The 22,447-nt window shown below is 68.6% G+C and carries 18 protein-coding genes; 11 read left to right on the top strand and 7 right to left on the bottom strand.

Annotated features, from left to right (window positions below):
* Complete coding sequence (locus RAH40_RS01805; RefSeq protein WP_306600342.1) at window positions 1-1,125, top strand: glycoside hydrolase 100 family protein; 1,125 nt, start codon at window positions 1-3, stop codon at window positions 1,123-1,125.
* Between the two features lie 183 nt (window positions 1,126-1,308).
* On the opposite strand, the gene RAH40_RS01810 is transcribed toward RAH40_RS01805, so the two are convergent.
* Window positions 1,309-2,766, bottom strand: coding sequence for a glycoside hydrolase family 130 protein (locus RAH40_RS01810; protein WP_306600343.1), 1,458 nt, complete (start codon window positions 2,764-2,766; stop codon window positions 1,309-1,311).
* Between the two features lie 436 nt (window positions 2,767-3,202).
* On the opposite strand from RAH40_RS01810, the gene RAH40_RS01815 reads away from it, so the two are divergent.
* From RAH40_RS01815 to RAH40_RS01840, 6 genes are all read left to right on the top strand, one after another.
* Window positions 3,203-4,969 carry an Ig-like domain-containing protein gene (locus RAH40_RS01815; protein ID WP_306600344.1) on the top strand — a complete coding sequence of 589 codons (1,767 nt, stop codon included), beginning with the start codon at window positions 3,203-3,205 and terminating at the stop codon, window positions 4,967-4,969.
* A 21-nt stretch (window positions 4,970-4,990) separates the two neighbouring features.
* Window positions 4,991-6,451, top strand: coding sequence for an OmpA family protein (locus RAH40_RS01820; protein ID WP_306600345.1), 1,461 nt, complete (start codon window positions 4,991-4,993; stop codon window positions 6,449-6,451).
* Window positions 6,452-6,493: 42 nt separating this feature from the next.
* Window positions 6,494-6,772 carry a hypothetical protein gene (locus RAH40_RS01825; protein ID WP_306600346.1) on the top strand — a complete coding sequence of 93 codons (279 nt, stop codon included), beginning with the start codon at window positions 6,494-6,496 and terminating at the stop codon, window positions 6,770-6,772.
* Between the two features lie 30 nt (window positions 6,773-6,802).
* Window positions 6,803-8,251, top strand: a complete 1,449-nt coding sequence (locus RAH40_RS01830; RefSeq protein WP_306600347.1) for an OmpA family protein — start codon at window positions 6,803-6,805, stop codon at window positions 8,249-8,251.
* A 74-nt stretch (window positions 8,252-8,325) separates the two neighbouring features.
* The gene (locus RAH40_RS01835) at window positions 8,326-9,252 is read left to right on the top strand and encodes a hypothetical protein (RefSeq protein WP_306600348.1); all 927 of its coding nucleotides are present in this window, start codon (window positions 8,326-8,328) and stop codon (window positions 9,250-9,252) included.
* Window positions 9,253-9,468: 216 nt separating this feature from the next.
* A complete protein-coding gene (locus tag RAH40_RS01840; protein WP_306600349.1) occupies window positions 9,469-11,481 on the top strand; it encodes a hypothetical protein in 2,013 nt (670 codons plus the stop codon).
* Window positions 11,482-11,659: 178 nt separating this feature from the next.
* Here the strand turns inward: RAH40_RS01840 and RAH40_RS01845 are convergent, their stop codons facing one another.
* The gene (locus tag RAH40_RS01845; protein WP_306600350.1) at window positions 11,660-11,809 is read right to left on the bottom strand and encodes a lmo0937 family membrane protein; all 150 of its coding nucleotides are present in this window, start codon (window positions 11,807-11,809) and stop codon (window positions 11,660-11,662) included.
* Between the two features lie 147 nt (window positions 11,810-11,956).
* Window positions 11,957-12,370 carry a hypothetical protein gene (locus RAH40_RS01850; RefSeq protein ID WP_306600351.1) on the bottom strand — a complete coding sequence of 138 codons (414 nt, stop codon included), beginning with the start codon at window positions 12,368-12,370 and terminating at the stop codon, window positions 11,957-11,959.
* 346 nt (window positions 12,371-12,716) lie between these two features.
* Between RAH40_RS01850 and RAH40_RS01855 the strand changes: the two genes are divergently transcribed.
* Together RAH40_RS01855 and RAH40_RS01860 are read left to right on the top strand one after the other, a co-directional pair.
* A complete protein-coding gene (locus RAH40_RS01855; protein WP_306600352.1) occupies window positions 12,717-13,598 on the top strand; it encodes an alpha/beta fold hydrolase in 882 nt (293 codons plus the stop codon).
* A 214-nt stretch (window positions 13,599-13,812) separates the two neighbouring features.
* Window positions 13,813-16,284, top strand: coding sequence for a kelch repeat-containing protein (locus RAH40_RS01860; RefSeq protein WP_306600353.1), 2,472 nt, complete (start codon window positions 13,813-13,815; stop codon window positions 16,282-16,284).
* A 16-nt stretch (window positions 16,285-16,300) separates the two neighbouring features.
* Here RAH40_RS01860 and RAH40_RS01865 read toward each other — a convergent pair whose 3' ends face one another.
* The gene (locus RAH40_RS01865) at window positions 16,301-16,534 is read right to left on the bottom strand and encodes a hypothetical protein (RefSeq protein ID WP_306600354.1); all 234 of its coding nucleotides are present in this window, start codon (window positions 16,532-16,534) and stop codon (window positions 16,301-16,303) included.
* Between the two features lie 556 nt (window positions 16,535-17,090).
* Here RAH40_RS01865 and RAH40_RS01870 point away from each other — a divergent pair.
* Window positions 17,091-17,789 (top strand): type 1 glutamine amidotransferase domain-containing protein, encoded by a 699-nt coding sequence (locus RAH40_RS01870; protein WP_306600355.1) that lies wholly within the window; start codon window positions 17,091-17,093, stop codon window positions 17,787-17,789.
* 297 nt (window positions 17,790-18,086) lie between these two features.
* Window positions 18,087-20,360, top strand: a complete 2,274-nt coding sequence (locus tag RAH40_RS01875) for a PAS domain-containing sensor histidine kinase (RefSeq protein WP_306600356.1) — start codon at window positions 18,087-18,089, stop codon at window positions 20,358-20,360.
* Between the two features lie 79 nt (window positions 20,361-20,439).
* Here RAH40_RS01875 and RAH40_RS01880 read toward each other — a convergent pair whose 3' ends face one another.
* The 3 genes from RAH40_RS01880 to RAH40_RS01890 all read right to left on the bottom strand — a co-directional run bounded on the left by RAH40_RS01880 (window position 20,440) and on the right by RAH40_RS01890 (window position 22,079).
* Window positions 20,440-20,868, bottom strand: coding sequence for a type II toxin-antitoxin system VapC family toxin (locus RAH40_RS01880; protein WP_306600357.1), 429 nt, complete (start codon window positions 20,866-20,868; stop codon window positions 20,440-20,442).
* Entirely contained in the window at window positions 20,868-21,140 is a 273-nt protein-coding gene (locus tag RAH40_RS01885) for an antitoxin (protein ID WP_306600358.1), read from the bottom strand. Before RAH40_RS01885 ends, RAH40_RS01880 begins: the two co-directional genes overlap by 1 nt.
* A gap of 714 nt (window positions 21,141-21,854) precedes the next feature.
* Window positions 21,855-22,079, bottom strand: coding sequence for a CopG family antitoxin (locus RAH40_RS01890; RefSeq protein WP_306600359.1), 225 nt, complete (start codon window positions 22,077-22,079; stop codon window positions 21,855-21,857).
* Window positions 22,080-22,447: the final 368 nt, after the last annotated feature.

The following is a 22,447-nucleotide window of genomic DNA, read 5'->3' on the forward strand; positions in this document are numbered from 1 at the left end:
ATGGACCCTGCCACCGAAGCCGCCCGCGCCGCCGCGCTGGCCGTCCTGCTCCACAACGCCTCCGGCCCCTACCTCGGACTGCCCCGGACCGCGGGCTGGGGCTACCCTGAGCCCTACACCCGGGACCTCCTCATCGCCGGCCTGGGCAGCCTCGTCTCCGGCAACGCCGAACTGGTCCAGGCCCTGCGCCGGGTGCTGCAGACCCTCGCCCGGAACCAGAGTCCGCGGGGCCAGATGCCGTCGCTGGTGCACGATGCGGAGAACCGCGGGGCGAGCGACACCACCCCGCTCTTCCTCCTGGTGCTGGCCATGTTCCGCAAGGCCACCGGGGACCCCGGCTTCCTGGAGGAGGCCGGCGCCCGGGCCCTCACCTGGATGGACTACCAGACCACCGACGACCGGGAACTCATCGGCCAGCAGCCCACCAGCGACTGGCGCGACGAGCACTGGGTCCTCGGACATGGCCTCTTCGTGAACACCCTGGTGCACGGCTACCTCAGGCTCCTGGGCCTGGACGGCCGGGCCGAGGCGTTGGGCCGGGCGGCCAACGAGGAGGGGGGCGGGGGCTTCACCACCCCCGGCCAGCCCACCTACGCCGTCTGGTACTACAAGGTGCTCCGCGACAAGCGCTGCGACCTCCTCGGCAACAGCCTCGCCATCCTCACGGGCATGGCCGACCGCGCCCGGGCCCGGGAGATGGTGGCCTGGATCGAGGCCCACTGCGAATCCCTGCGCGCCGCCGGGGACCTGGCCCTGGAGCTGCCCCCCTGCTTCTTCCCCTTCGTGGAGCCCTCGGATCCCGACTGGCACCCCCGCTACGAGGCCTTCAACCTGCCCGGCCACTACCACAACGGCGGCGTCTGGCCCTTCGTGTGCGGCTTCTACATCGCCGCCCTGGTGGCCGCCGGGGAGCAGGAATTGGCCGTGCGCAGGCTGGCCGCGCTCACCGCCCTGGTGCAGGTGGCCCGGAACGTCCATCCCCTGCCCAAGGGCGCCTACGGCTTCAACGAGTGGTTCCGCGCCCAGGACGGCGCCCCGTCGGGGGAGGACTGGCAGACCTGGTCCGCATCCATGTACCTCTACGCCGCCGCCTGCGTGGAGAGCGGAACCGCAATGCTTTTCTGATTCATCCTTTCTCGGCGATCCTCGGCTCCTCGGCCACCTCGGCGATACCTTTTTTCTTATATCTTGCGGCGCATTGACTGGATGCGCGGCAGAGGCAGGAAATGAATTTATCGCCGAGGTGGCCGAGGAGCCGAGGATCGCCGGGAAAAGCAGAGCAGGGTCTCCCCGAACCCGGCGGGTTTCCTATCGCTTCAGCGCCGCCAGCAGCTCGTCCAGCGAGACGCTGGCGATGGTGGCGATCCGGTCGCTCATGGCGTAGGGCAGGATCAGGTCCCGCCCGTGCACCAGCGACCCGCAGCTGTAGACCACGTTGGGAACGTAGCCCTCGCGCCCCAGGCCCTGGGGCGTCAGCAGAGGCTCGCGCAATCGGCCGATGACCTTCGTGGGATCCTCGAGGTCCAGCAGGACCGCGCCGATGCAGTACGTGCGCATCGGCCCCACGCCGTGGGTGATCACCAGCCACCCGGCCTCCGTCTCGATGGGCGACCCGCAATTGCCGATCTTCACGGATTCCCACAGTTCCGCCGGCCGCAGGAGCAGCTTGGCGTCGGCCCAGTAGTGCGGATTGTCCGAGAACATGATGAAGAGGTTCTCGTCGTCCTGCCGGCTCAGCATCGCGTAGTTGCCGCCGATGCGCCGGGGGAAGAAGGCCATGCCCTTGTTCTGCACGGCGGTGCCGTTGAGGGTGAGCACCCGGAAGTGGAGGAAGTCCTGGGTCTCGATGAGCTGGGGCAGGATGGCGTGGCCGTTGTAGGCCGTGTAGGTGGCGTAGTACATCACCGACCCGTCGTCCTCCACCAGGCGCACGAACCGCGCGTCCTCGATGCCGTTGCTCTCGTTGGCCGACACCGGGAAGATGACGCGCTCGCACAGGGCCAGCTCGGGCTGGAACCGCAGCTCGTAGTTGGAATCCGCCAGCCACTGGATGCACTTGAGCGTGCTCTCGAGATCGGCCGGCACGGGCCGCGATTCCCGCCGGATGCGCGTGAGGCTCCGGTTGAGCTCCTCGCGGTCGAAGCCCTCTCCCAGCGTCTCCAGGACGGCGGCGGAGTGCCGGTTCTCGAAGCCCATCTCATGGAGCTTCATCATGAACGGGGACTTCCGGTAGCCGGGGTTGGGCTCGATCTCGGGCTGGCTCACCAGGCGGGAGAGGGGATCGGCCTTGATCCCCCCGCCGGGGCCGATGACCCCGCTCCGGAACTCGATGGAGGAAACATGGCCTTCGCCGGTGGCCCGAAGGCTCAGGATGAACCGCAGGGCCCCCTCGGGGAGGCCGCCCTGGTCGGGGTGGGGGACCATGGAGGGATTGAAGAGGGCGGCGGACTCCAGCGCGTACTCGCCCGAGAAGAGGGCCCCGATGAGCAGCTGGCGCTCCCGGGACAGGGGCAGGTCCGTGAAGACGTGGGGCAGCACCTTGCGGTAGTTGGCGAGCAGGTTCGCCTCGATGCCGAAATGCCGCTTCTCGAAGTCCACGAGGATGGCCTCGAGGATGCCGCAGGCCTCCTCCTCGCCCAGGGCGAGGGCCCGTCCGATGATGGTCGTGATGCGCAGGAAGCTGGACGGGATGAAGGGCCTCAGGATCACGCGGGCGCTCCGCGGAAGGTAGGTCACCTTGTGGTTCCGGATGGAGATGGCTGGCATGGAAACCGATCTGCGGCGGGCCGCTCGGAAGAAGGGCGCGGGACGGAGGCCCCAGTGGATGCTGCAACCCTTGGCGGAGGTGCCACTCGGGTTGTGCTGGCGCTGCCCTTCTTCCGGTTCAACCTACAGTCATGCGCGAGCGGGCGCCATCGAATTCGTCCGCCGGCGGGTCCTGCGCCGTTTCCCTCGATTTGGAGGAGGCACTCCATCATCCTGACTGGGAAGGGCCGCGGGGTGGTTGGACCATGTATTCCCAAATGCAAGGTTATGCACCTAGTTAGATAGTGGCACAGGAACTGCACGTAGGAGGGGTCGAGGCATTCCACGCTCGGTGGACGAGCCTTCCGAACCCTTTCTCCAGGCCATGGAGCCCTGCCGGTGCCGAATCCGGCGCCCGGGTGCCGCGGTCGTTCCAGACCCTTGCCCAGGTGAACCCTTGTCCAAGTCGAATCCCTACTTCCTCCCCCTCGCCGGGGCCACGGCCCTGCTGCTGATCCTGGTCGCCCTGGGGTGCGGTTCCGGAAACCGGGACGCCATCCTGGGCGGCCCCGGCGTGGCCGCGATGCTCCCCATGGTCACGGCCATGGCCCCTGCCAGCGGGTCCACGGGCGTCCCCGCCAACCTCCGGATGATCACCCTCCAGTTCAACCAGCCCATCGGCCCCTTCACCGGCGGCGCCACCTTCACCGTGGCCGCGCCGGGCCTGAACCCCGCCGGGACGGTGGCGCTGGACGCCACGGGGCGCCTGGCGACCTTCACCCTGGCCGCCGCGGCGTCCTTCGCGCCGAATGCCACCTACACGGCCACCGTCGCCGGCGTGCGCAGCGCCGCCACGGGCCTGGCGATGCCCTCCCCCTGGTCGGGAACCTTCGACACGGGACCCTACCTGTCCGTGACCCTGCCCAGGGTCGCCTCCACCCTCCCCGCGTCCTCGGCGCCCGCCGGCACCGTCTCCGTGAACGCGGCCTTCACCCAGGACATGGACCCCGCCACCCTGCCCGCGGCGGCCTTCACCGTCACGGCCGCGGGCGCCGCCACGGCGGGTTTGGTGAGCTACTCCGTGGCCACCCGCACCGTGACCTTCGCCCCGTCTGCGCCCCTCCTGCCCGCCACGACCTACACCGCGACCGTCAGCGCCGCCTCCACCAACCTGGCGGGCCTGCACCTGGCCGGCAACACGGCCGCCCTGCCGGCGTCGAGCGACTACGTGTGGTCCTTCACCACCGCCTCGGCCTTCGATGCCGTGGCGCCCACGCTCATCCTGGAATTCCCGGCGGACCGGGCGGGCTCCGTCGCCCTGGGCACGGCCGTGACCGCACAGTTCAGCGAGGCCATGGACGTCTCCGGCCTGCTGATGACGCTGCAGCCCGCCGGCGGCGCTCCGCTGCCCGGATCCCTGGATTATGACGCCCCCACGCGCACGGCGGCCTTCACGCCCAGCGTGAACCTGCTCCCGGGCACCACCTACACCGCCTCCGTCGCCGGCGCCCGGGACCTCTCCGGCAACGCGCTGGCCGCGGGCACCTTGCCCGACCCCTGGTCCTTCACCACCGGGACGGCCCTGACGGCCCCCGCGGGCGTGGCCCTGGGCGCCGCCGGGTCCTTCGGGATCATGGCCACTTCAGCCATCGCCAGCACGGGCGCGACCACCATCAACGGGGACGTGTCCCTGGATCCGGGCACCTCCATCACCGGGTTCCCGCCGGGCACCATCAACGGCACGCTCCACGTGGACGACGCCGTGGCCGCCCAGGCCCGTGCCGGCCTCCTGGCCGCCTTCACCAGCGCCAGGGCGCTGCCGCCCGGCACCACGGTGGCCGCCGGCGCCGACCTGGGCGCGGCCTACCCCCTGGGCATCCCCCCGGGCACCTACACCACCGGCAGCACCCTGCTCGTCTCCACCCCGCTCACCCTGGATGGCGGCGGCAATGTGAACGCCGTCTGGATCTTCCAGATCGGCTCCTCGATGACGTCGGGCGCGAGCATGATCCTGGCCAACGGGGCGCGGGCCGCCAACATCTTCTGGGTGCCCGCCCTGGACGCCACCGTCGGCGTGAACACCGTCTTCTACGGCACCATCCTCGCCGGACGCAATGTCACCGGCGCCACCGGGGCCACGGTCCACGGGCGGATCCTCGCGGGCGCCGCCACGGCAGGAACCATCGCCCTTGATGCCAACACCATTAACGTGCCAACCCGGTAATTCCCAACCAAGGAGCAATACATGAAATCGCAATGTCTCGGCCTACTGGCGCTGGCTCTCGCGGGGGGTTCCTTCGCGGCCGCCCAGGATCCCGGCTGGTACCTGGGGGCCAATGTCGGCCAGGCCCGTTCCCGGATCGACAACGGGCAGATCACGTCCAGCCTCCTGGGGGCCGGCTTCACCACCACCGGCTTCCGTGAGCACGAGCGCGACCTGGGCTACAAGGTCTTCGCAGGGTACGCGTTCAACCGTTACTTCGCCCTGGAGGGCGGCTACTTCAACCTCGGGAAATTCGATTTCCGCGCGGACACCCTGCCCCCGGGCACCCTGGACGGGCGCCTCAAGGCCCAGGGCGCCAGCCTCGACGGCGTGGTCAGCCTGCCCTTCACGGACAAATTCTCCGCCTTCGGCCGCCTCGGCGTGAACTACGCTTCGGTGAAGGATTCCTTCGACGGCACCGGCGCCGTGGCCATCACCCGCCCCCGGCTGGGCAAGGACCGGGCGAACTATACGTTCGGCGGCGGACTCCAGTACGATTTCACCCGGAGCGTCAGCCTGCGGGCCGAATTGGAACGCTATCGAATCTCGGATCCCGTCGGCACCAAGGGCGACCTGGACCTGGCCTCCCTGGGCCTGCTGGTCCGGTTCGGACGCCATGCGGCCGTTCCCGCGCCCGCCTACGTCCCCCCCAGGGCCGAAGTCCCCGCGGCGGTGCCGGCTCCGGCTCCGCCGCCGCCCCCTCCCGTCCGCACGCAGGTGTACTGCAGCCTCCTGGATCTCCAGTTCGACATCGACAGCGATGACATCCTGCGCGAGGACAAGGAGAAGCTGGCGGTCGTGGGCAGGTTCATGACCACGTATCCGGCCACCACGGCCGTGATCGAAGGCCACACCGACAACGTGGGCACCTCCGAGCACAACCTGAAGCTGAGCAAGGGCAGGGCGGACGCGGTGGTCGCCTACCTGGTGGACTCCCTGCACATCGCGCCGGCCCGGCTCACGGCCGTGGGCCTCGGCGAGGCGAACCCCCTCGCGAGCAACGACACCGAGGAGGGCAAGCGCCAGAACCGGCGCATCGACGCCGTCATCGTCTGCGCCACGGACATCGAGGGCCTCACGGTGGTTCCGGCCCGCATCACCATGGCCATGGTCATGGAGTTCGACGAGGATCGCGCCGAGGTGCGGCCCGAATACGACAGCGAGCTGCTCAAGGTGGCCACGTTCCTCAAGGCCAACCCCCGCGTGACCGCCACCGTCGAGGGGCACACCGCCAACCTCAAGGGCGACTCCGCCCGCATGGCCGAGCTCTCCAAGCTCAGGGCCCTGAACGTCGTGGATCGCCTCTCCACCCAATTCGGCATCGCCCGGGACCGCCTCACCGCCGAAGGCTTCAGCGACGAACGCCGCTACGCCTACAACTCCACCTTCGCGGGCCAGCAGGAGAACCGCAGGGTCAACATCATCTTCAATTACCCCAAATAGGGGATGCAGCAACCCTCCACCCAACCACCCAAGGAGCGCATCATGACCAACGAATCCACCGCCACCGGCTACGCCGGCATCCTGCTGGCCTTCCTCGGGGGCGCCGCCATCGGCGCCGCCGTCGTGGCCCTCACCACCCGCAAGACCGGCCCCGAGCGCCTCGCCGAGCTCAAGACGCTCGCCGAGATGGCCCAGGCCAAGGCCACCGCCCTCGCCCAGGGCGCCAGCGACGCCTGGGACACGACCCGGGAACGCACCGCCCTCGCCAGCAACGACATCAAGCGCGGCTTCTCGGATGCCGCCACCGACCTGCGCGGCTGAACCCGCCCACCTGCCAAGAAAGGCAACCCAATGAATCTCTGGAAGACAGTCCCCTTCGCCACGGCGGTCCTGATCATGCAGGCCCAGACCCCCGTGATCCTCTCCACCCCGGCCCAGCGGCCCGGGGCCGAAACGCCCTCCACCGCCCAGCCCCTCTACCGCATCTCCATCGTCCAGGGCTCGGCCAAGGCCATCAACTACAGCAAACTCAAGGGCTCCACAGAAGTGGAACTCAAGGGCACCGCCCTGGCCCCCATGGCCGAGGGCGAGGCCAAGGTCAAGCACGAGGACGGCGGCCTCCAGGTCACCCTCAAGGTCAAGAACCTGCCCACGGCCTCCGGGTTCGGCGGCGAGTACCTCACCTACGTGCTCTGGGGCATCTCCCCCGAAGGCCGGCCCACCAACCTGGGCGAACTGGTCGTCAAGAAGGGCAAAGCCAAGGTCAAGGCCACGGAACCCATGCAGTCCTTCGGGCTGATCGTGACCGCCGAGCCCTACTTCGCCGTGACCCGGCCCAGCGACGCCGTGATCATGGAGAACGTCATGGGCAAGGAGACCAAGGGCCAGGTCGAGGTCATCGACGCCAAGTACGAGCTGCTCAAGCGCGGCCAGTACGCGTTGAACCTGCAGAACGCCGAACCCGTCCAGATGGACGGCAAGACGCCCTTCGAGGTCTACCAGGCCCGCAACGCCGTGAAGATTGCCAAGGGCGCCGGTGCCAACGCCTTCGCCCCGGAGGCCTACCTCAAGGCCGAGTCCTACCTCAAGCTGGCCGAGACGGACGAGGGCGGCAGGAAGGGCAGGGTCCTTAACGCCCGGGAAGCCGTGCAGCGCGCCGAGGACGCCCGGGCCATCGCGGCCACGCGCCAGGACGAGGAGCGGATCGCCATGGACAAGAGCCTGGCCCAGGGCCGGCTGGATGAGGCCAACCGCGCCACCCAGGTGGCCAACGCCAACGCCGCCACCGCCGCCCTGGATGCGGCCAGCGCCGCGGCCCAGGCCAAGGACGCCTCCAACCGCCAGGCCGAGGCCATGGCGAGCGAGAACGAGGGCCTCCGGACCCGGCTGATGGATCAGCTGAGCGCTGTCCTCAAGACCCGCTCCACTGCCCGCGGGCTCATCGTCAACATGTCGGGGATGCTCTTCCACACCGGCAAGTCGACCCTGGTTCCCGAAGCCCGGGAGAAGCTGGCCAAGGTCGCGGGCATCCTCTCGACCCACAAGGGCCTGCGGATCGAAGTGGACGGCTTCACGGACAGCACGGGCGGCGAGGCCTTCAACCAGAAGCTCTCCGAAGCCCGCGCCCAGACCACCCGCGAGTACCTCGTGAGCCAGGGCGTGGCGCCCGATGCCATCACCTCCAAGGGGTACGGCGAGGCGGACCCCATCGCCCCCAACACCACGGATACCGGCCGCAAGGAGAACCGGCGCGTGGAGCTGGTGGTCACCGGGGCTGGCATGGCGGAAGCCAAGTCCTAACCTTCCACTACACCGATGCGGGGCGCCGGGTCCTTCGGGACGCGGCGCCCTTCATCTTTCGCGAGGAGTCGACCATGAAAGTGGGTGTGGTGGGAACCGGATCGGTGGGCAGCTGCGCGGCCTACGCGATGATCATGAGCGGAGTCGCGAGCGAGCTGGTGCTCATCGACCCGGACGAGGCCCTGGCGCGGGCCCAGGCGGAGGACCTGGCCGACGCGACCCCCTTCGCCAGCCCCGTGCGAATCGCGGCGGCGGGGTATGCCCAGCTCGAGGGGGCGCGGGCCGTCGCCCTCTGCTGCGGGGTCCGCCAGCGCCCCGGCGAGTCCCGCACGGAGCTCCTCACCCGCAACGCGGTCATCTTCGGGCTGGTCGTGCCCCAGATCATGGAGCGGGCCCCCGGCGCCCTCCTGCTGGTGGTCTCCAACCCCGTGGACGCGCTCACCGACCTGGTCTGGAAGGCCTCCGGGAAGGCCGCGGGCAGGGTCCTTGGGACGGGGACCGTGCTGGACACCGCCCGGTTCCGCTGCAGCCTCGGCCGGCATCTCGGGGTCGCGCCCGGGTCGGTCCACGGATACGTCCTGGGCGAGCACGGGGATTCGGAAGTGCTGGCCTGGTCCTCGGTGGCGGTCGGGGGGATTCCCCTGGAGGCGTTCGCCGACCAGGTGGGCCGCCCCCTGACGCCCGAGGCCAGGACCCGCATCGACGGCGAGGTCCGCCACGCCGCGGCCCGCATCATCGACGGCAAGGGTTGCACGAGCTACGGCATCGGTGGCGCCATCACCCAGATCCTGCGGGCCGTGAGGGACGACGAGCGCACCCTGCTCACCGTGTCCGCCCCCCAGGGCGGAAGCTGCTATTCGCTGCCAAGGATCGTGGGCGCGGCCGGGATCGAACGGACGCTGATCCCTTCTCTTTCCATGGATGAACGGAAGGCCCTGGACGCCAGCGCGGTGCTCATTGCCGAAGCCATCGGGAGCATGGGGCAGCCCAGGGATCCCTGAATTCCGATCGTCGGGTGCCGAAGTTCGCCGAATGCGGATTGAATGAATTCCGGGGAGGAGGCCGGTAGGTATTGGGGGTTCATCAGGGCCTGGAGGCGGCCCCGCCCATCCCGGTGCTCCCGTTTGGTGCCATACTTTGGGATTCCTTCTGCCCCAGCCTTCGCTCCGCCTGGTCCGGCCAGGCGCTGTCCATTGGACCCGCATCCGAGGACTGCCATGATTCCTGACGCCACCACCGACCTGTCCTTCCGCCCCCCGGCGTTCCTGGGCGCCGCGATCGTGGCGCTCATGCTGTCGTGCGGCGGCGGTGGCGGTTCCTCCGCGCCAAACCCCGTCTTTCCGAGTGTTCCCGCCCCCTCGAACGTGACGGTGGCCTATTCCCCCTCGAACTACCAGGTGACGGTGTCCTGGACGCCCCCGGCCGCCACGGTGGACGGCTACGACCTGGAGGGGTGCCTCCAGGGCCAGGCCTTCACGAAGCTCAACACCACCCTCATTCCCGCCGCCTACACGTCGGCCCTCCTCACGACCTCGACCGTTCCCCGGGAACTCGACACCTTCACCTTCCGGATGCGGTCCTTTGCGGGCACGACGTACGGCGGCTACTCGAACACGGCCTCCTTCACGACACCCCTGAATCCCCTGTCGTACGTCTTCGCGACGGCCTCGCCCGACAAGCTGGAGATCGCGGTCACCCTGGGCCAGTCCTCCTACATGGCCACCGGCATCATCCTGGAACGCGCCACGGTGGACGCCAATGGCGAAGCCATCGGCGCCTGGACCCGCCTCGCCGAGCTTCCCGCCGCCAGCGGCACCTGGACCGACACCCAGGTGCAGGAGTCCGTGAACTACCGCTACCGTGGGACCAACACCTGCGGCGTTGTGTCCAGTGAGCCCCAGCTGAGCTGGATCCAGTCCGTGGGGCCCTTCGCTCCCACGGGGCTTGCCTGCGTCCCGGAACTGGGCGCCCTCAACCTCACCTGGACGAACCACAGCACCACCGCCACCGCCATCCAGATCACGCGCAGCCCCGTCGCGGCGGCAGGCACCGACGTGCTGGCCACCCTGGCCCCGACGGCCACCGCGTACCGCGACGGGAACCTGCGCCCGGGGCACTATACGTACAGCATCCGGGTCTCCCAAGGCTCCCGGATCACCCTGGGCGGCTCCGTGGGCGGCTACCCCCTGGACCCGCCGGGCGCGCCGGTGCTCCAGAGCACGCCCCTGACGACCGTGCCCGACCTCGCCAATGCGGCCGTCCTGACGCCCTCGGGAACCTGGATCGCCGGCCAGTCCGGGTACGGTTTCTTCTCCGTCTTCCCGCCGCCCGGGGCAGCCTGGAATCCCTGGACGATCACCTCTGCGGCGCTCGTGGGCAACGGCTTCCTGGCCGCGGACGTCCAGGGGATTCCCCACATGGTCCATGGCTCCTCGAAGACCGCAGCGGCCCTCCCGGCCGCCCTCGTCCACGCCTGGTTCGACGGCCAGGGATGGTCCTCGGAAAAGATCACCGCGTACGACGGTTCCGGGTTCGGCTACTTCCCCCTCATCTGCATCGATCCCGCAGGCACTCCGAAGGTCGTGGCCTCGGGGGGGACCGGTTCCATGAACTGGGCGAGCCTCCGCTACTTTACCCGGGAGGGTGGGACCTGGACCTCCGAGTCCATCGGCGCCAGCCTGGCGGGGGTCAGCGGCTGGGACGCCCCCATGTTCGGCCTCGACCCCGCCGGCCGGCCCCACGTCATGCTCCCCCAATACGACAGCCTCCTGGAAATGGTCCGGTCGAATGATGGAACATGGACCTCCCTGGCCGTCACGGATGCGAACTTCACTTCCAACCTCAGCTCAGGCAAATGCCTCTGGCTGGATCCGGACAACGCCTGGTTCATCTTTGAAAGCGTGACGTACGGCGCGCCGGGCTACCTCCAGCTCCGGGCCAAAGCCAAGGTGGCCGGCGTCTGGCAGCCCTCCGTCCTGGTCGACGCCTTCGACAGTTTCGAAACGTTCGACGCGGCCATCACTCCGGACGGATCCCGCCTCGCCATCGCGGCCACCTCCGAGCGCGGTCCCCTGGTGTACGTGAGGACCCCCCAGGGCTGGACCGGGGGATCCCTGCCTTCCACCGCAGCCTACCGTTCCCTCCTGCGCACGGGCTTCGATTCCGGCGGCCGCCTGCACATCCTCCTCCAGAGCTCGCCGGCCGTGGACTGGCATGAGCAGACGCCCTGAGGGGCTGCCCCATCCCATGGAAGGCCCCCGCTCCCGGCCGGCACTGCCGGGCCAGGCTCTATTTCTTCTCCCGGGTGAGGTAGATGAAACCCAGGCCGCCCAGGGTCATGAGCAGGAACATCGCCTGCAGGAGGACCGATCGGGTCACCACGAAACCTGCCAACAGGAGGAGCGGCATCTAGCCGACGCGACGTCCGGAGATGACGCGGATGAGGATGACGATGACCGCCACCACGAGGAGCAGGTGGATGAATCCGCCCAGGGCGATGGAACTGACCAGGCCCAGGGCCCAGAGCACGATGAGAACGACTGCGAGGGTCCAGAGCATGGGGTTTCCTTTTCCTTGGGAGGGGTGGAACGGCCTCCTCGCGTCGTGGAGAGGGCAATTGCCGGTCCAGTTAGGTAAGAGGCTCATCTGTAACGGCTTGAGCGGTTCCGGAGAAACGGGAGCGGGCGCGTGTCCAAGCGGGTCTTCTCAGGCGCAGACGTGGCCGATGTCCGAGAACGGGAGGCCCGGGAAGAGCGGGGCGCCGTGCTTGTTGAGCCAGCGTTCGGCCAGCGCGAGGCTGGCCAGGAAGGTCCGCCCGTCGAAGGGGCTGTCGAGGAGGTCGTCGACCCCAATTCCGTCGGCCTCCTGGCCGGGCTCGGCCAGGACGAGGGTGTAGATGTAATGGTCCCGCTGCCGGGCCTTGATCTCGTGGCAGAACTCCAGCCCATCCCAGTCCGCTTCCCGGCCGTGGATGATCACCATCGGGAAGGCGCCCAAATCCAGGATGGTCAGCGCGTGGGCGGGGGAGTCGGCCCGGGTGACGAGGTGGCCCGCCAGGGCGAGCAGGGACTGTACCGCGGATCCTTTCAGAGCCTGGTTTTCGGCCAACAGGATATGCATGGGTTCACCCGCTGAAGGTTGGGCCCAGGTGTGGGGACGGACTCGGCCGCATCCCGCGCTGGAGGATAGGCCGTCAATGCATGCGATGTGCCATACCGTAAGTGGTCTGGATGAGGTGCGGCTGACGGAAAGGGTTCCCGGTAGTCTCATCAATTTGAAGACACGACCATCAAATCGATGAACCCGTGCCCCACACCGGCCTTTCGGCGCAGGGACGGAAGGTTCCGCCCCGCTGGAGGAGAGCCCGCCTCCCGTCCCGCCCCGGGGCCGGGCCGGAACGGGAATTGCTGCCTCCTGGGCCTGCCGCCCCGATCCCCGGGGCGGGCGGCATCGAGGAGTGGGTACCATGGGCATGCTCAAGGTCAAGGACGGTACGGAGATCTACTACAAGGACTGGGGCTCCGGCAGCCCCGTCGTTTTCAGCCACGGCTGGCCCCTCAGCGGGGACGCCTGGGAACGGCAGATGGTCCACCTGGCGTCCCACGGGTGCCGCTGCATCGCCCACGACAGGCGAGGCCACGGCCGTTCGAGCCAGCCCGCCACGGGCAACGACATGGACACCTATGCGGACGACCTGTCCCAGCTCCTCTCGGCGCTCGACCTGGATCAGGTCACGCTGGTGGGCCATTCCGCGGGCGGAGGCGAGGTGGCCCGGTACGTGGGCCGCCACGGCACCCACCGGCTCGCCGGGGTGGTCCTGGTGGGCGCGGTGCCGCCCCTGATGCTCCGGACCGAGGCCCATCCCGGCGGCCTGCCCATGGAGGTCTTCGACGGGATTCGCGCTGGCGTCCTCGCCGACCGCTCCCAGTTCTACCGGAACCTCACGGAGACGTTCTTCGGCGCAAACAGGCCGGGCGCCCAGGTGAGCCAGGGCGTGCGGGACGCCTTCTGGGCGCAGGGCATGCGGGGAGGGCTCCTCAACCAGCTCGAATGCATTCGGGCCTTTTCCGAAACGGACTTCACGGACGACCTCCGGAAGATCGATGTGCCGGCCCTGATCATCCACGGGGACGATGACCAGATCGTGCCCCTGGAGGCCGCGTCCCAGGCGGCCGCACGGCTGGTTCGGAACGCGGTGCTGGTGATCTACCGGGGCGGCTCCCACGGCCTGGCCGACACGATGGCGGACCGGCTCGATGAGGATCTCCTCGCCTTCGTGCGTAAGCACGCCTCTTCCTCGAACCGGTTCAGCTACGTGTCGGGCATGGAGGGGATCTCCCAGCGCTGAACCCGGTGGCAGGCGGGGGGTGGGACGAATCGATCAGGATGAATGACGGGTACTCCAATCTGACGTGAAACCCAGGTCAACCCGGGGAGGATCCGGTGCCCGGCCCCACAGGATCCGTGCGCGGGTGGTCTTTTTGCGGCATTGGAACGGTTGTTGCCCTATTTTTGTCCGCAGCACTGTCCTCCTTGTCCCTCTCCCCCCACGAGGCCCCCAGATGGCGGAGTCCACGGATCGCGAACGAACCTTCGGGAAGCCGGCCATCGGATCCCCGAGGCGGGTCCTCCTGGCCGCGATGCTCGGCCTGCTGATCCTCGCTCCCGCCTGCTCGGGAGGCGGCGGAGGGAAGGAGCCGGCGACCCCCGGTCCGCCGCCCGCGCCACCCGTCGCCGATGTCTACCTTCCCGCCTCCACCCACCCCGGGGACCACTGGATGAAGGCCAGCGTTCCCGATCAGGCCGGCATGACCTATCGTTGGTCGGTCGTCCCCGCCACCGCCTCGGGCGTCCTGGTCACCGGGGCTTCCGGCGCGGTGGTTGGCTTTGCCGCAGGCACGTCCCCCGGCACCTTCCAGGTCGAAGCCCAGGTCCAGGGCCCGGCGGGCCAGTACGCCACCGGCTCCCGGACCGTGAGCATCCAGACGGGCACGTGGCTGGTGAAGAACGGCGGACCGGTCCACGTCCACGCCCATGGCTCGGCCACCCGCCTGTTAAGCGGGCGGGTGCTCGTGGCCGGCGGTCATGATGCCTATGGCCAGGCCCTGGCCGGCGCCGAGCTCTTCGATCCCGCAACCGGCACCTGGGCCGCCACCGCGAGCCTGGGGACGGCCCGGTGCTTCCACACGGCCACCCTGCTGGCGGATGGGACGGTCCTGGTCACCGGAGGGTCGGCTCCCAATGCGCTTCTGGCCAGCGCTGAAATCTACGATCCGGCGACGGCGACCTGGCGGGCCACGGCCAGCCTCGCCACCGCGCGCCAATTCCATACGGCCTGCCTGCTCCCCGATGGGAAGGTGATGGTGGCCGGAGGCGAGGGCTCCAGCGGGGCCCTCGCCTCCCTTGAAATCTACGATCCGGCTGCGGGCGCCTGGGGCGCTGGGCCCGCCATGGCCATCGCACGGGCGGCCCACTCGGCGACCGTGCTGCTGTCCGGGGCGGTGCTGGTGGCCGGCGGCATGGACACCCGGGGCAACCCTCTCGCCAGCGTGGAGCGCTTCGATCCCGCGGTCCGGAGCTGGGCCGAGGTCCGCCCGGGCCTGGCCTCGCCCCGCTGCTCCCACACGGCCAACCTCCTCCCCGGCGGCGCCGTCCTGGTGGCGGGGGGCGACGGGCCCGCCGGCGTCCTGGCCTCGGCGGAACGCTTCGACCCCGCTACGGGCCTCTGGGCGGCCGCTTCGCCCATGGGGACGCCGCGGACGGACCATACGGCCACGCTGCTTCCTGACGGTACCCTGGTGGCTGCAGGGGGCAACGACGACCACGGCACCCTGGGCAGCACCGAACGCTTCGACCCCCGTTCAGGGACCTGGGCCGCCCTGCCGCCCCTGGGCACCGCCCGCGGCGGCCACACGGCCGTCCTGCTCGCCGACGGGACCGTCCTGGTGACCGGCGGGGAGGGACCCACCGGCGCCCTTTCCAGCGCCGAACGCTTCGGCGCGGGTGTCTGGACCCCCGCCCCGCAAGGCACGGGCACGGCCCGCGCCTACCACACCGCCACCCTGCTGGAGGACGGCAGGGTCCTCGCGGTGGGAGGCCTGGGTCTGGACACCGACTACCAGCTCCTGGCCAGCGCCCAGATCTATGATCCCGCGACGGGGTTCTGGAGTGGCACGCCCGGGCTCGCCACCGCCCGGCTCCGCCACACGGCCACGCGCCTTCCCGGCGGCAAGGTGCTCGTCGCAGGAGGCGGGGGCGATGCCGGGGCCCTGGCCAGCGTTGAGCTATTCGATCCCGCCCTGGGGACCTGGAGCCCGGCGGCCCCCATGGGCGCGGCGCGCACCGGCCACACCGCCACCCTGCTGTCCAGCGGCAAGGTGCTGGTGGCGGGAGGCACGGATACCTTCGACACCGCCCTGTCCGGAGCCGAGCTCTATGATCCGGCCTCGGGCGTCTGGAGCGAGGCCCCTGGCATGGGAACGGCCCGCAGCGGCCACACCGCCACCCTGCTGCCGGATGGCCGGGTCCTCGTCGCGGGCGGCGAAGCGGCCCTCGGGGCCCTGGCCAGTGTCGAGCTGTTCGACCCCGGCACCGGGGCCTGGACCGCGGATCCCCATGGCCTCGGCACGGCCCGCACCGGCCATACGGCCACGCTCCTGGCCGACGGCCGCGTCCTGGTGGCCGGCGGCCTGGGCAGCGCCGGGCAGGTCCTGGCCGGCGCGGAAGTCTACGACCCGGCCTCCGGGACCTGGAGCGCCACGGGGAGCCTTGGCACGGCCCGCCTCTACCATGCGGCGACGCTGCTCCCCGGGGGGAAGGTGCTGGTTTCGGGCGGTTGGGAGGCCTGGGGCCTCCTGGTCTCCACCGAGGTGTACGATCCGGCCCTGGGCACCTGGAACCCCACCGGGGACCTGGCCTCGGGGCGGATGTACCACACGGCCACCCTGCTGGCGGACGGCACCGTCCTGGCCACCGCGGGCGCGGGGGGTGACACCGTCACCGAAATCCACATGCCCGCCGTTCCGCACCCCTGAACCCCCGGATGGGCGTCTACTTGGTTGTGCGGCCTGCCACCATCCCGGGACGCATCCGGTGCTGCTCCACATTCAAGCGCTTCCGGTCCCTGGTCTCGGCGAAGTGGATGGACGTGCAATCGACGCAGATTCCCTGGGCGTAGGTCTCGCGCCCCTGGGGACGCCTTTCCTCCACCCACTCCTGGCCGGTCCAGATGCGGGCGCACCACGCACACCGGGATGAGATGAAGGCATGCCTTGAATTCCACATGGGGACCCTCCTGGAGGGATGACCGGAAAAGGGGCCGTTTCCGGGCGGCGGTGAGGTATTCACCTGATTGGACGGGAAAGCCTTCGCAGGGTTGACCCCCCTGAGTGCGAAGGCTGTGCCAAACGCCTACCTGGATGGGAATCAAGGATTAACTACTCAAGGCCGTCCCTCGCAGGTCCGGGTCGATCAAAGTGAAGGCCGACCCCATCAGACTGGATTCGAGGCGATTGGCCAGGAACCTGCTCCAGCAGGGTTTCCAGGTTCCTGACCTGCAGCCGTAGGAGTGATCCCGATGGACGAAATTCCCGAATCGGAACGCGAGGAGATCGACCAGAACATCCAGGCCGTCCTGGGGTCCTATTTGATGATGAACGCCGTCCCTCTTCCCCGCCGCCTGGGGCCGGCCGGCCCATGCCAGGATCGGGGCCGGCCCGGAAAGCCCTCACGGGCCCGACACCGTGGCGGACGTGGCACGGCCCATGCATAGACCCAGATGAGGCCGCGCCCCGCACGGCCCCAAAACCGCTCCAACCCGTCACCCTTCCCGGATGTGTCCATGAAAATCCTGATGGTTCTCACCTCGCACGACCAGCTCGGCGCCACCGGCAGGAAGACCGGCTTCTGGCTGGAGGAATTCGCAAGCCCCTACTACGCCTTCCTGGACGCGGGCGTCGCCGTCACCCTCGCCTCGCCCCGAGGGGGCCAGCCGCCCCTGGATCCCAAGAGCGATGACGCCTCCGCCGAGACCGCCGCCACCCGGCGCTTCAAGGCCGACCCGGCCGCCCAGGCCCAGCTGGCGGACACCCGCCCCCTGTCGGGCGTGGACCCCGCCGGCTTCGACGCCGTGTTCTATCCGGGCGGCCACGGCCCCCTGTGGGACCTGGCCGAGGACGCCTCCTCCATCGCGCTCATCGAGGCCATGCTGGCCGCCGGAAAGCCCGTGGCCGCCGTCTGCCACGCGCCGGGGGTGTTCCGCCATGCCCGGACCCCCAAGGGCGAATCCATCCTCCAGGGCCGGTCCGTCACCGGCTTCTCCAATGCGGAGGAGCTCGCGGTGGGCCTGGACGGCATCGTGCCCTTCCTGGTGGAGGACATGCTCAAGGAGAAGGGCGGGGCGTATAGCTGCGAACCCGAATGGCAGCCCCACGTGATGACCGATGGCTTACTCATAACAGGCCAGAATCCGGCTTCATCCGAACCCGCGGCCAAGACGCTGCTCCTGAGCCTCACCCCGGTGCCGTCCTTCGGCCGCTGATTCCTTGCGGTCGTGTCCTCCCTGAAATGACTGAATTTAAAGTCTTTTATCGACGAGCCTCGGCCCCTCGGCCACCTCGGCGATGCTTTTTTTATTCCAGTTGCGGCGCAATGCCATCGCGCGCCGGAGGGGAGTGAAACAAATGGCATCGCCGAGGCAGCCGAGGGGCCGAGGCTCGCCGAGGAGAAGAGTGCCCCATGACCCTCGCCTTGGAGAATAATGAACCTGGACGGGATTGGCCAAGGCGTGCGGTTCCCGCCCCGACGACCTTCTCCTGTCCCGTAAGCAAGGATCGCGATGCCCCTTTCCCCCCCAGCCCCCGACCCGTCCAGGATGCAGCCCTGGTGGGAGGCCGTGGCGGCCTCCCCGCTGCCCCTGGCCATGGTGGACCACGCCACGGGCAACCTGCTCCAGGTGAACCCGGCCTACGCAACGGCCCGGGGCTACACGCCCGAGGAGATGGCCGGCATGAACCTGGGCCGGATCCTCGGCCCGCCCATGTCGGCACGGCAGGACGAGATCCGCCGGGAGCTGGAGATCCACGGCCACGCGGTCTTCGAGGCCACCAACCTGCGCAGGGACGGCAGCGCCTTCCCGGTCCTCGTGGACGCGACCCTGGTGCGCGATCCCGACGGCACGCCGCGCTCCCGCATCGTCTACGCCCGGGACCTCACCGAGATCAAGAAGGCCGAGGCCGCGCGCCAGAAGGACGCCGCCTTCCTGCGGACCCTCCTGGACACCCTCCCCGACCTGGTCTGGCTCAAGGACCCCGACGGCGTCTACCTGGAGTGCAACCACCGCTTCGAGCGGTTCTTCGGGGCGCCCAAGGCGGAGATCCTGGGCCGCACCGACTACGACTTCGTGGACCGGGACCAGGCGGACTGCTTCCGGGCGCAGGACCGCCTGGCCCTGGCCACCGGCGCCCCCACGGCCAACGAAGAGGAGATCACCTTCCGGGACGACGGCCACCGGGAATCCCTGGAGACCATCAAGACCCCCATCTTCGGCGCGGATGGACGCCCCATGGGCGTGCTGGGCATCGGCCGGGACATCACGGCCCGCAAGCGGGCCGAGGACCGGATGCGGGTCAGCGAGGAGAAGTACCACCAGGCCTTCCACAACTCCCCCCTCCTGGCCTCCCTGAGCCGCAAGGAGGACGGCCGCCTCCTGGAGGTCAACGACCGCTACTGCCAGGCCCTCGGGTTCTCCCGGGAGGAGGTCCTGGGGCGGACCTCCGTGGAGCTGGGGATCCTTTCGCCGGAGGTGCGGGCCCGGATGATCGAGGCCCTGGGAACCCGCGGGAGCGTGCAGAACCTGGAACTGCCCGTGGGCACGCGGGACGGCCACACCTTCCCCTGCCTGTTCTTCGCCGAGGCCTTCCGGGTGGGTTCCGACCAGCTCCTCCTGGTCATGGCCCTGGATATCCGGGAGCGCCACGCGGCCGAGGACCTGCAGCGCAAGCTGGACGCCGAGCTCCACCAGATGCAGAAGCTGGACAGCCTGGGCAGCCTGGCCAGCGGCGTGGCCCACGACATGAACAACGTCCTGGGGGCCATCCAGGCCCTGACCGAGACGGTGGCCGGGCGCGTCGAAGGCGACGCCTTCCTGGACGGGCGGCTGGGCCTCATCGTCCGGGCCTGCCACCGGGGCCGCGACCTGGTGAAGGGCCTGACCCACTTCGCCCGCAAGGACCTGCGCGAGCCCGAATCCCTGGACCTGAACGCCATGGTGGCCGAGGAGATGGAACTCCTGGCCCGCACCACCCTGCAGAAGGTGCATCTGGTCATGGACCTGGAGCAGAACCTGCCCCGGGTGATGGGCGAAGGGGGCACGCTGTCCAGCGCGCTCATGAACCTGTGCGTGAACGCCGTGGACGCCATGCCCGGGGGCGGCACCCTGACCCTGCGCACGCGGGTGGTGCCGCCGGACACGGTCGAGGTGCAGGTGGAGGATTCGGGGGAAGGCATGAACGAGGCCGTGCTGGCCCGCGCGCTGGAGCCGTTCTACACCACCAAGCCCATCGGCAAGGGCACCGGCATGGGGCTGTCCATGGCCTATGCCACCCTCAAGGCCCACGGCGGCAACCTGTCCATCCGGAGCGCGCCGGGGCAGGGCACGCAGGTGACCCTCAGCCTGCCCGCGGGGCCCGCCCAGGCCGAGGCCGCGCCGGTCCCCGAACCCGAGCCGCTCCCCTCCGGTCCCCTGCGGATCCTCCTGGTGGACGACGACGCCCTGATCCTGTCGACGATCCCCGACCTCATCGAGGTCCTGGGCCACGCCGTGGCCACCGCCGCCTCGGGCCAGGCCGCCCTGGACCGCATCGCCTCGGCCGACGACCTGGACCTGGTGATCCTCGACCTGAACATGCCCGGCATGAACGGCGTCGACACCCTCAAGGGCCTCCGTCAGCTTCGTCCGCGTCTGCCGGTGCTCATGGCCACGGGCTTCCTGGACGAGGAGACGGGGGAGATCCTGCTTCGGGACGGCCGCGCCCTGAGCATCCTCAAGCCCTTCTCCAAGGCCCACCTGGGACGGAAGATCACCGAGATCGGGGAGTTGGGGCGGCGCTGAGGGCCTCTTCAAGAACCCTGATGGGTAACGGCTTGGGCGGCAGCGCCACCCCAGGGTGGCCCGGCGGGAAGCGCAGGGATCAGGGCTTGGGAAGAGCTGTCGGGGGCTGCTTTTCCCAGTCTGCAAGTTTCAGCCCCCTGATACGCCCGAAGTGTTTCGTGTTGCCGGTGACCACAACCTTGGCTTGAGCCATAGCCGTGGCAGCGATGATGGCATCTTCCGTTTCGATGCGGTTTCCCTGCTTGCGGAGGCTGGCATCCAACTTGGCCCATTGAATCGCTTCGTCTCTGCCGAAGGACAGAACCGGGATCGGTCTTAAAAAGGCCTCGAGCCTTGCCCGTTCAACATCCGGCTTGTCGGCCAGGTGCGCGCCCAGGACTAATTCACCCAACGTCATTGAGGACACGGCAACGGAGTTCAAGGGAACACTGCTAAGAGCTTTGATCGCCCACGGCTTGCGACGCAGACATGCGATGCAGAAATTTGAATCGAGGAGGAAGCCGGCCATCAGAGTCTGCCCTTCTCGCCGAAAAGGCGCTTCATCCTGTCGCCGGCAGGCGCCCTTTCGGGAAGTTCGATGCTCGAGGGTTCCCAGCTATCGAAGTAACCCAGGGGCCACCCAAGGGTGTCCGCATGCCGGAGTACCAGGGCTTCGCCATCGCGGAAAGCCACCACTCTTTCTCCAGGTTCGAAGCCCAGGGCCTTGGGCAGGCGAAGGGCGGCTGAATTGCCGGATTTGAAGATCGTGAGTTCGAGGGGTTCGGGTTTTGAAGTGGCCATGGAATGCCTCCAAGAGAATGTATATACCTGAAGTATATACTGTCAAGGAGGCATGTGCCCCGGATGCTCGAGGGCTCATTGTGGTGGAGAATCTGGAACGGCCAAGTGCATAATGGATGCGCTGTGGGCGCTACCGCTGACTCGAGTCGGTCTGGCGGCACCTAGGTTGAAGGAGGGCGGCTTTACTGAAAGAAACGCGGGGTCGGGCGACGACATTTAAGCTGCGAGTCCTGGCAGTTCGAAGCGTGGTTTCGGACGCGGCTCCAAGACGAAACGTTTCCCCCTGTGCCTGCATGAGCCCCCGAACTTCGGTGAAGAACGCCGCTGGCCGAGATCTTGATGGTGACGCGGGGATGCCCCGACACCACTTTTCCCAGGAGCCTCGAGATGCCTGTTAGGAAAGTTCGAAGAAGTACTGATAATAGGGTAGTTGCAGAATGGAGCGGTAAGTCTGGCTGGCTGGCCCGCCCCATGACTTTCAGCGACCGTGGCGCTCCTTGGGGGGCAGAGGGTCTAACGCCGAAGTTGGGTCGGCCCCAACCTGGCGGTGCGAACGGGCCGAAGTTGAGTCGGCCCCACCCTAGCGGCACGAACGGAGGAGAAGGAGGTTTGGATAGATGCTACCTCGAAGGGATAAGGTCAACATGGGATCCGACCGCGAACGCGGAGTTAGGACCGGCGCGCCATAATGACCATGTTGGTGCGACTCTCTGACTACGGTTGTGCCGGCCAGCCGATATGGACCTTGCGGTGCTGGGCAATACAATCACGAAGATACAAGTTGATCAGGCTTTGGTAGGGAACCCCGGCCTCGGTTGCCATGTTCTTGAAATACAGGACGACATCCTCGGAGAGCCTCATGGTCACAGGCCTCTTCAGCTTGGAGGCGTAGGGGTTCTTCCGTGATTTCAACTTGGAGAGATCGTATTCCGTTTTCATGATTCCTCACCTCCATAGAAGGTGCTCTCGCGTTTGGTGGCTCGGCGTGCAGAAATAATGTGGAGGACGTTCCCGGATTCTCTTGCACAGTGGCATACAAGGAGGAGCCTTGCTTGTGCGCTAAGAGGGTGTCTGCTAAAAGGAAGGCCCCGCGACGGCGTCCAGAGGCCCGATTATCGGGCGCAAGGCCCGCAGGAAGTATAAGTGATACTTTCAAGGGTCTTGCACACGAGAAGCGGGCCTCTGGGCGCCGCCCTACGGGTGATGGCAGCGGCCACGGCAGTCCAGCGTTCCACTCGTCGACCGATTACCCGAATCGCTCTCCTCGCGGGCCTTGGCCTGCCATGGCCGGTGCCATCATCGCGGGG

Origin of the sequence: Geothrix sp. 21YS21S-2 (assembly GCF_030846775.1) — a bacterium.
Classification (GTDB): domain Bacteria; phylum Acidobacteriota; class Holophagae; order Holophagales; family Holophagaceae; genus Mesoterricola.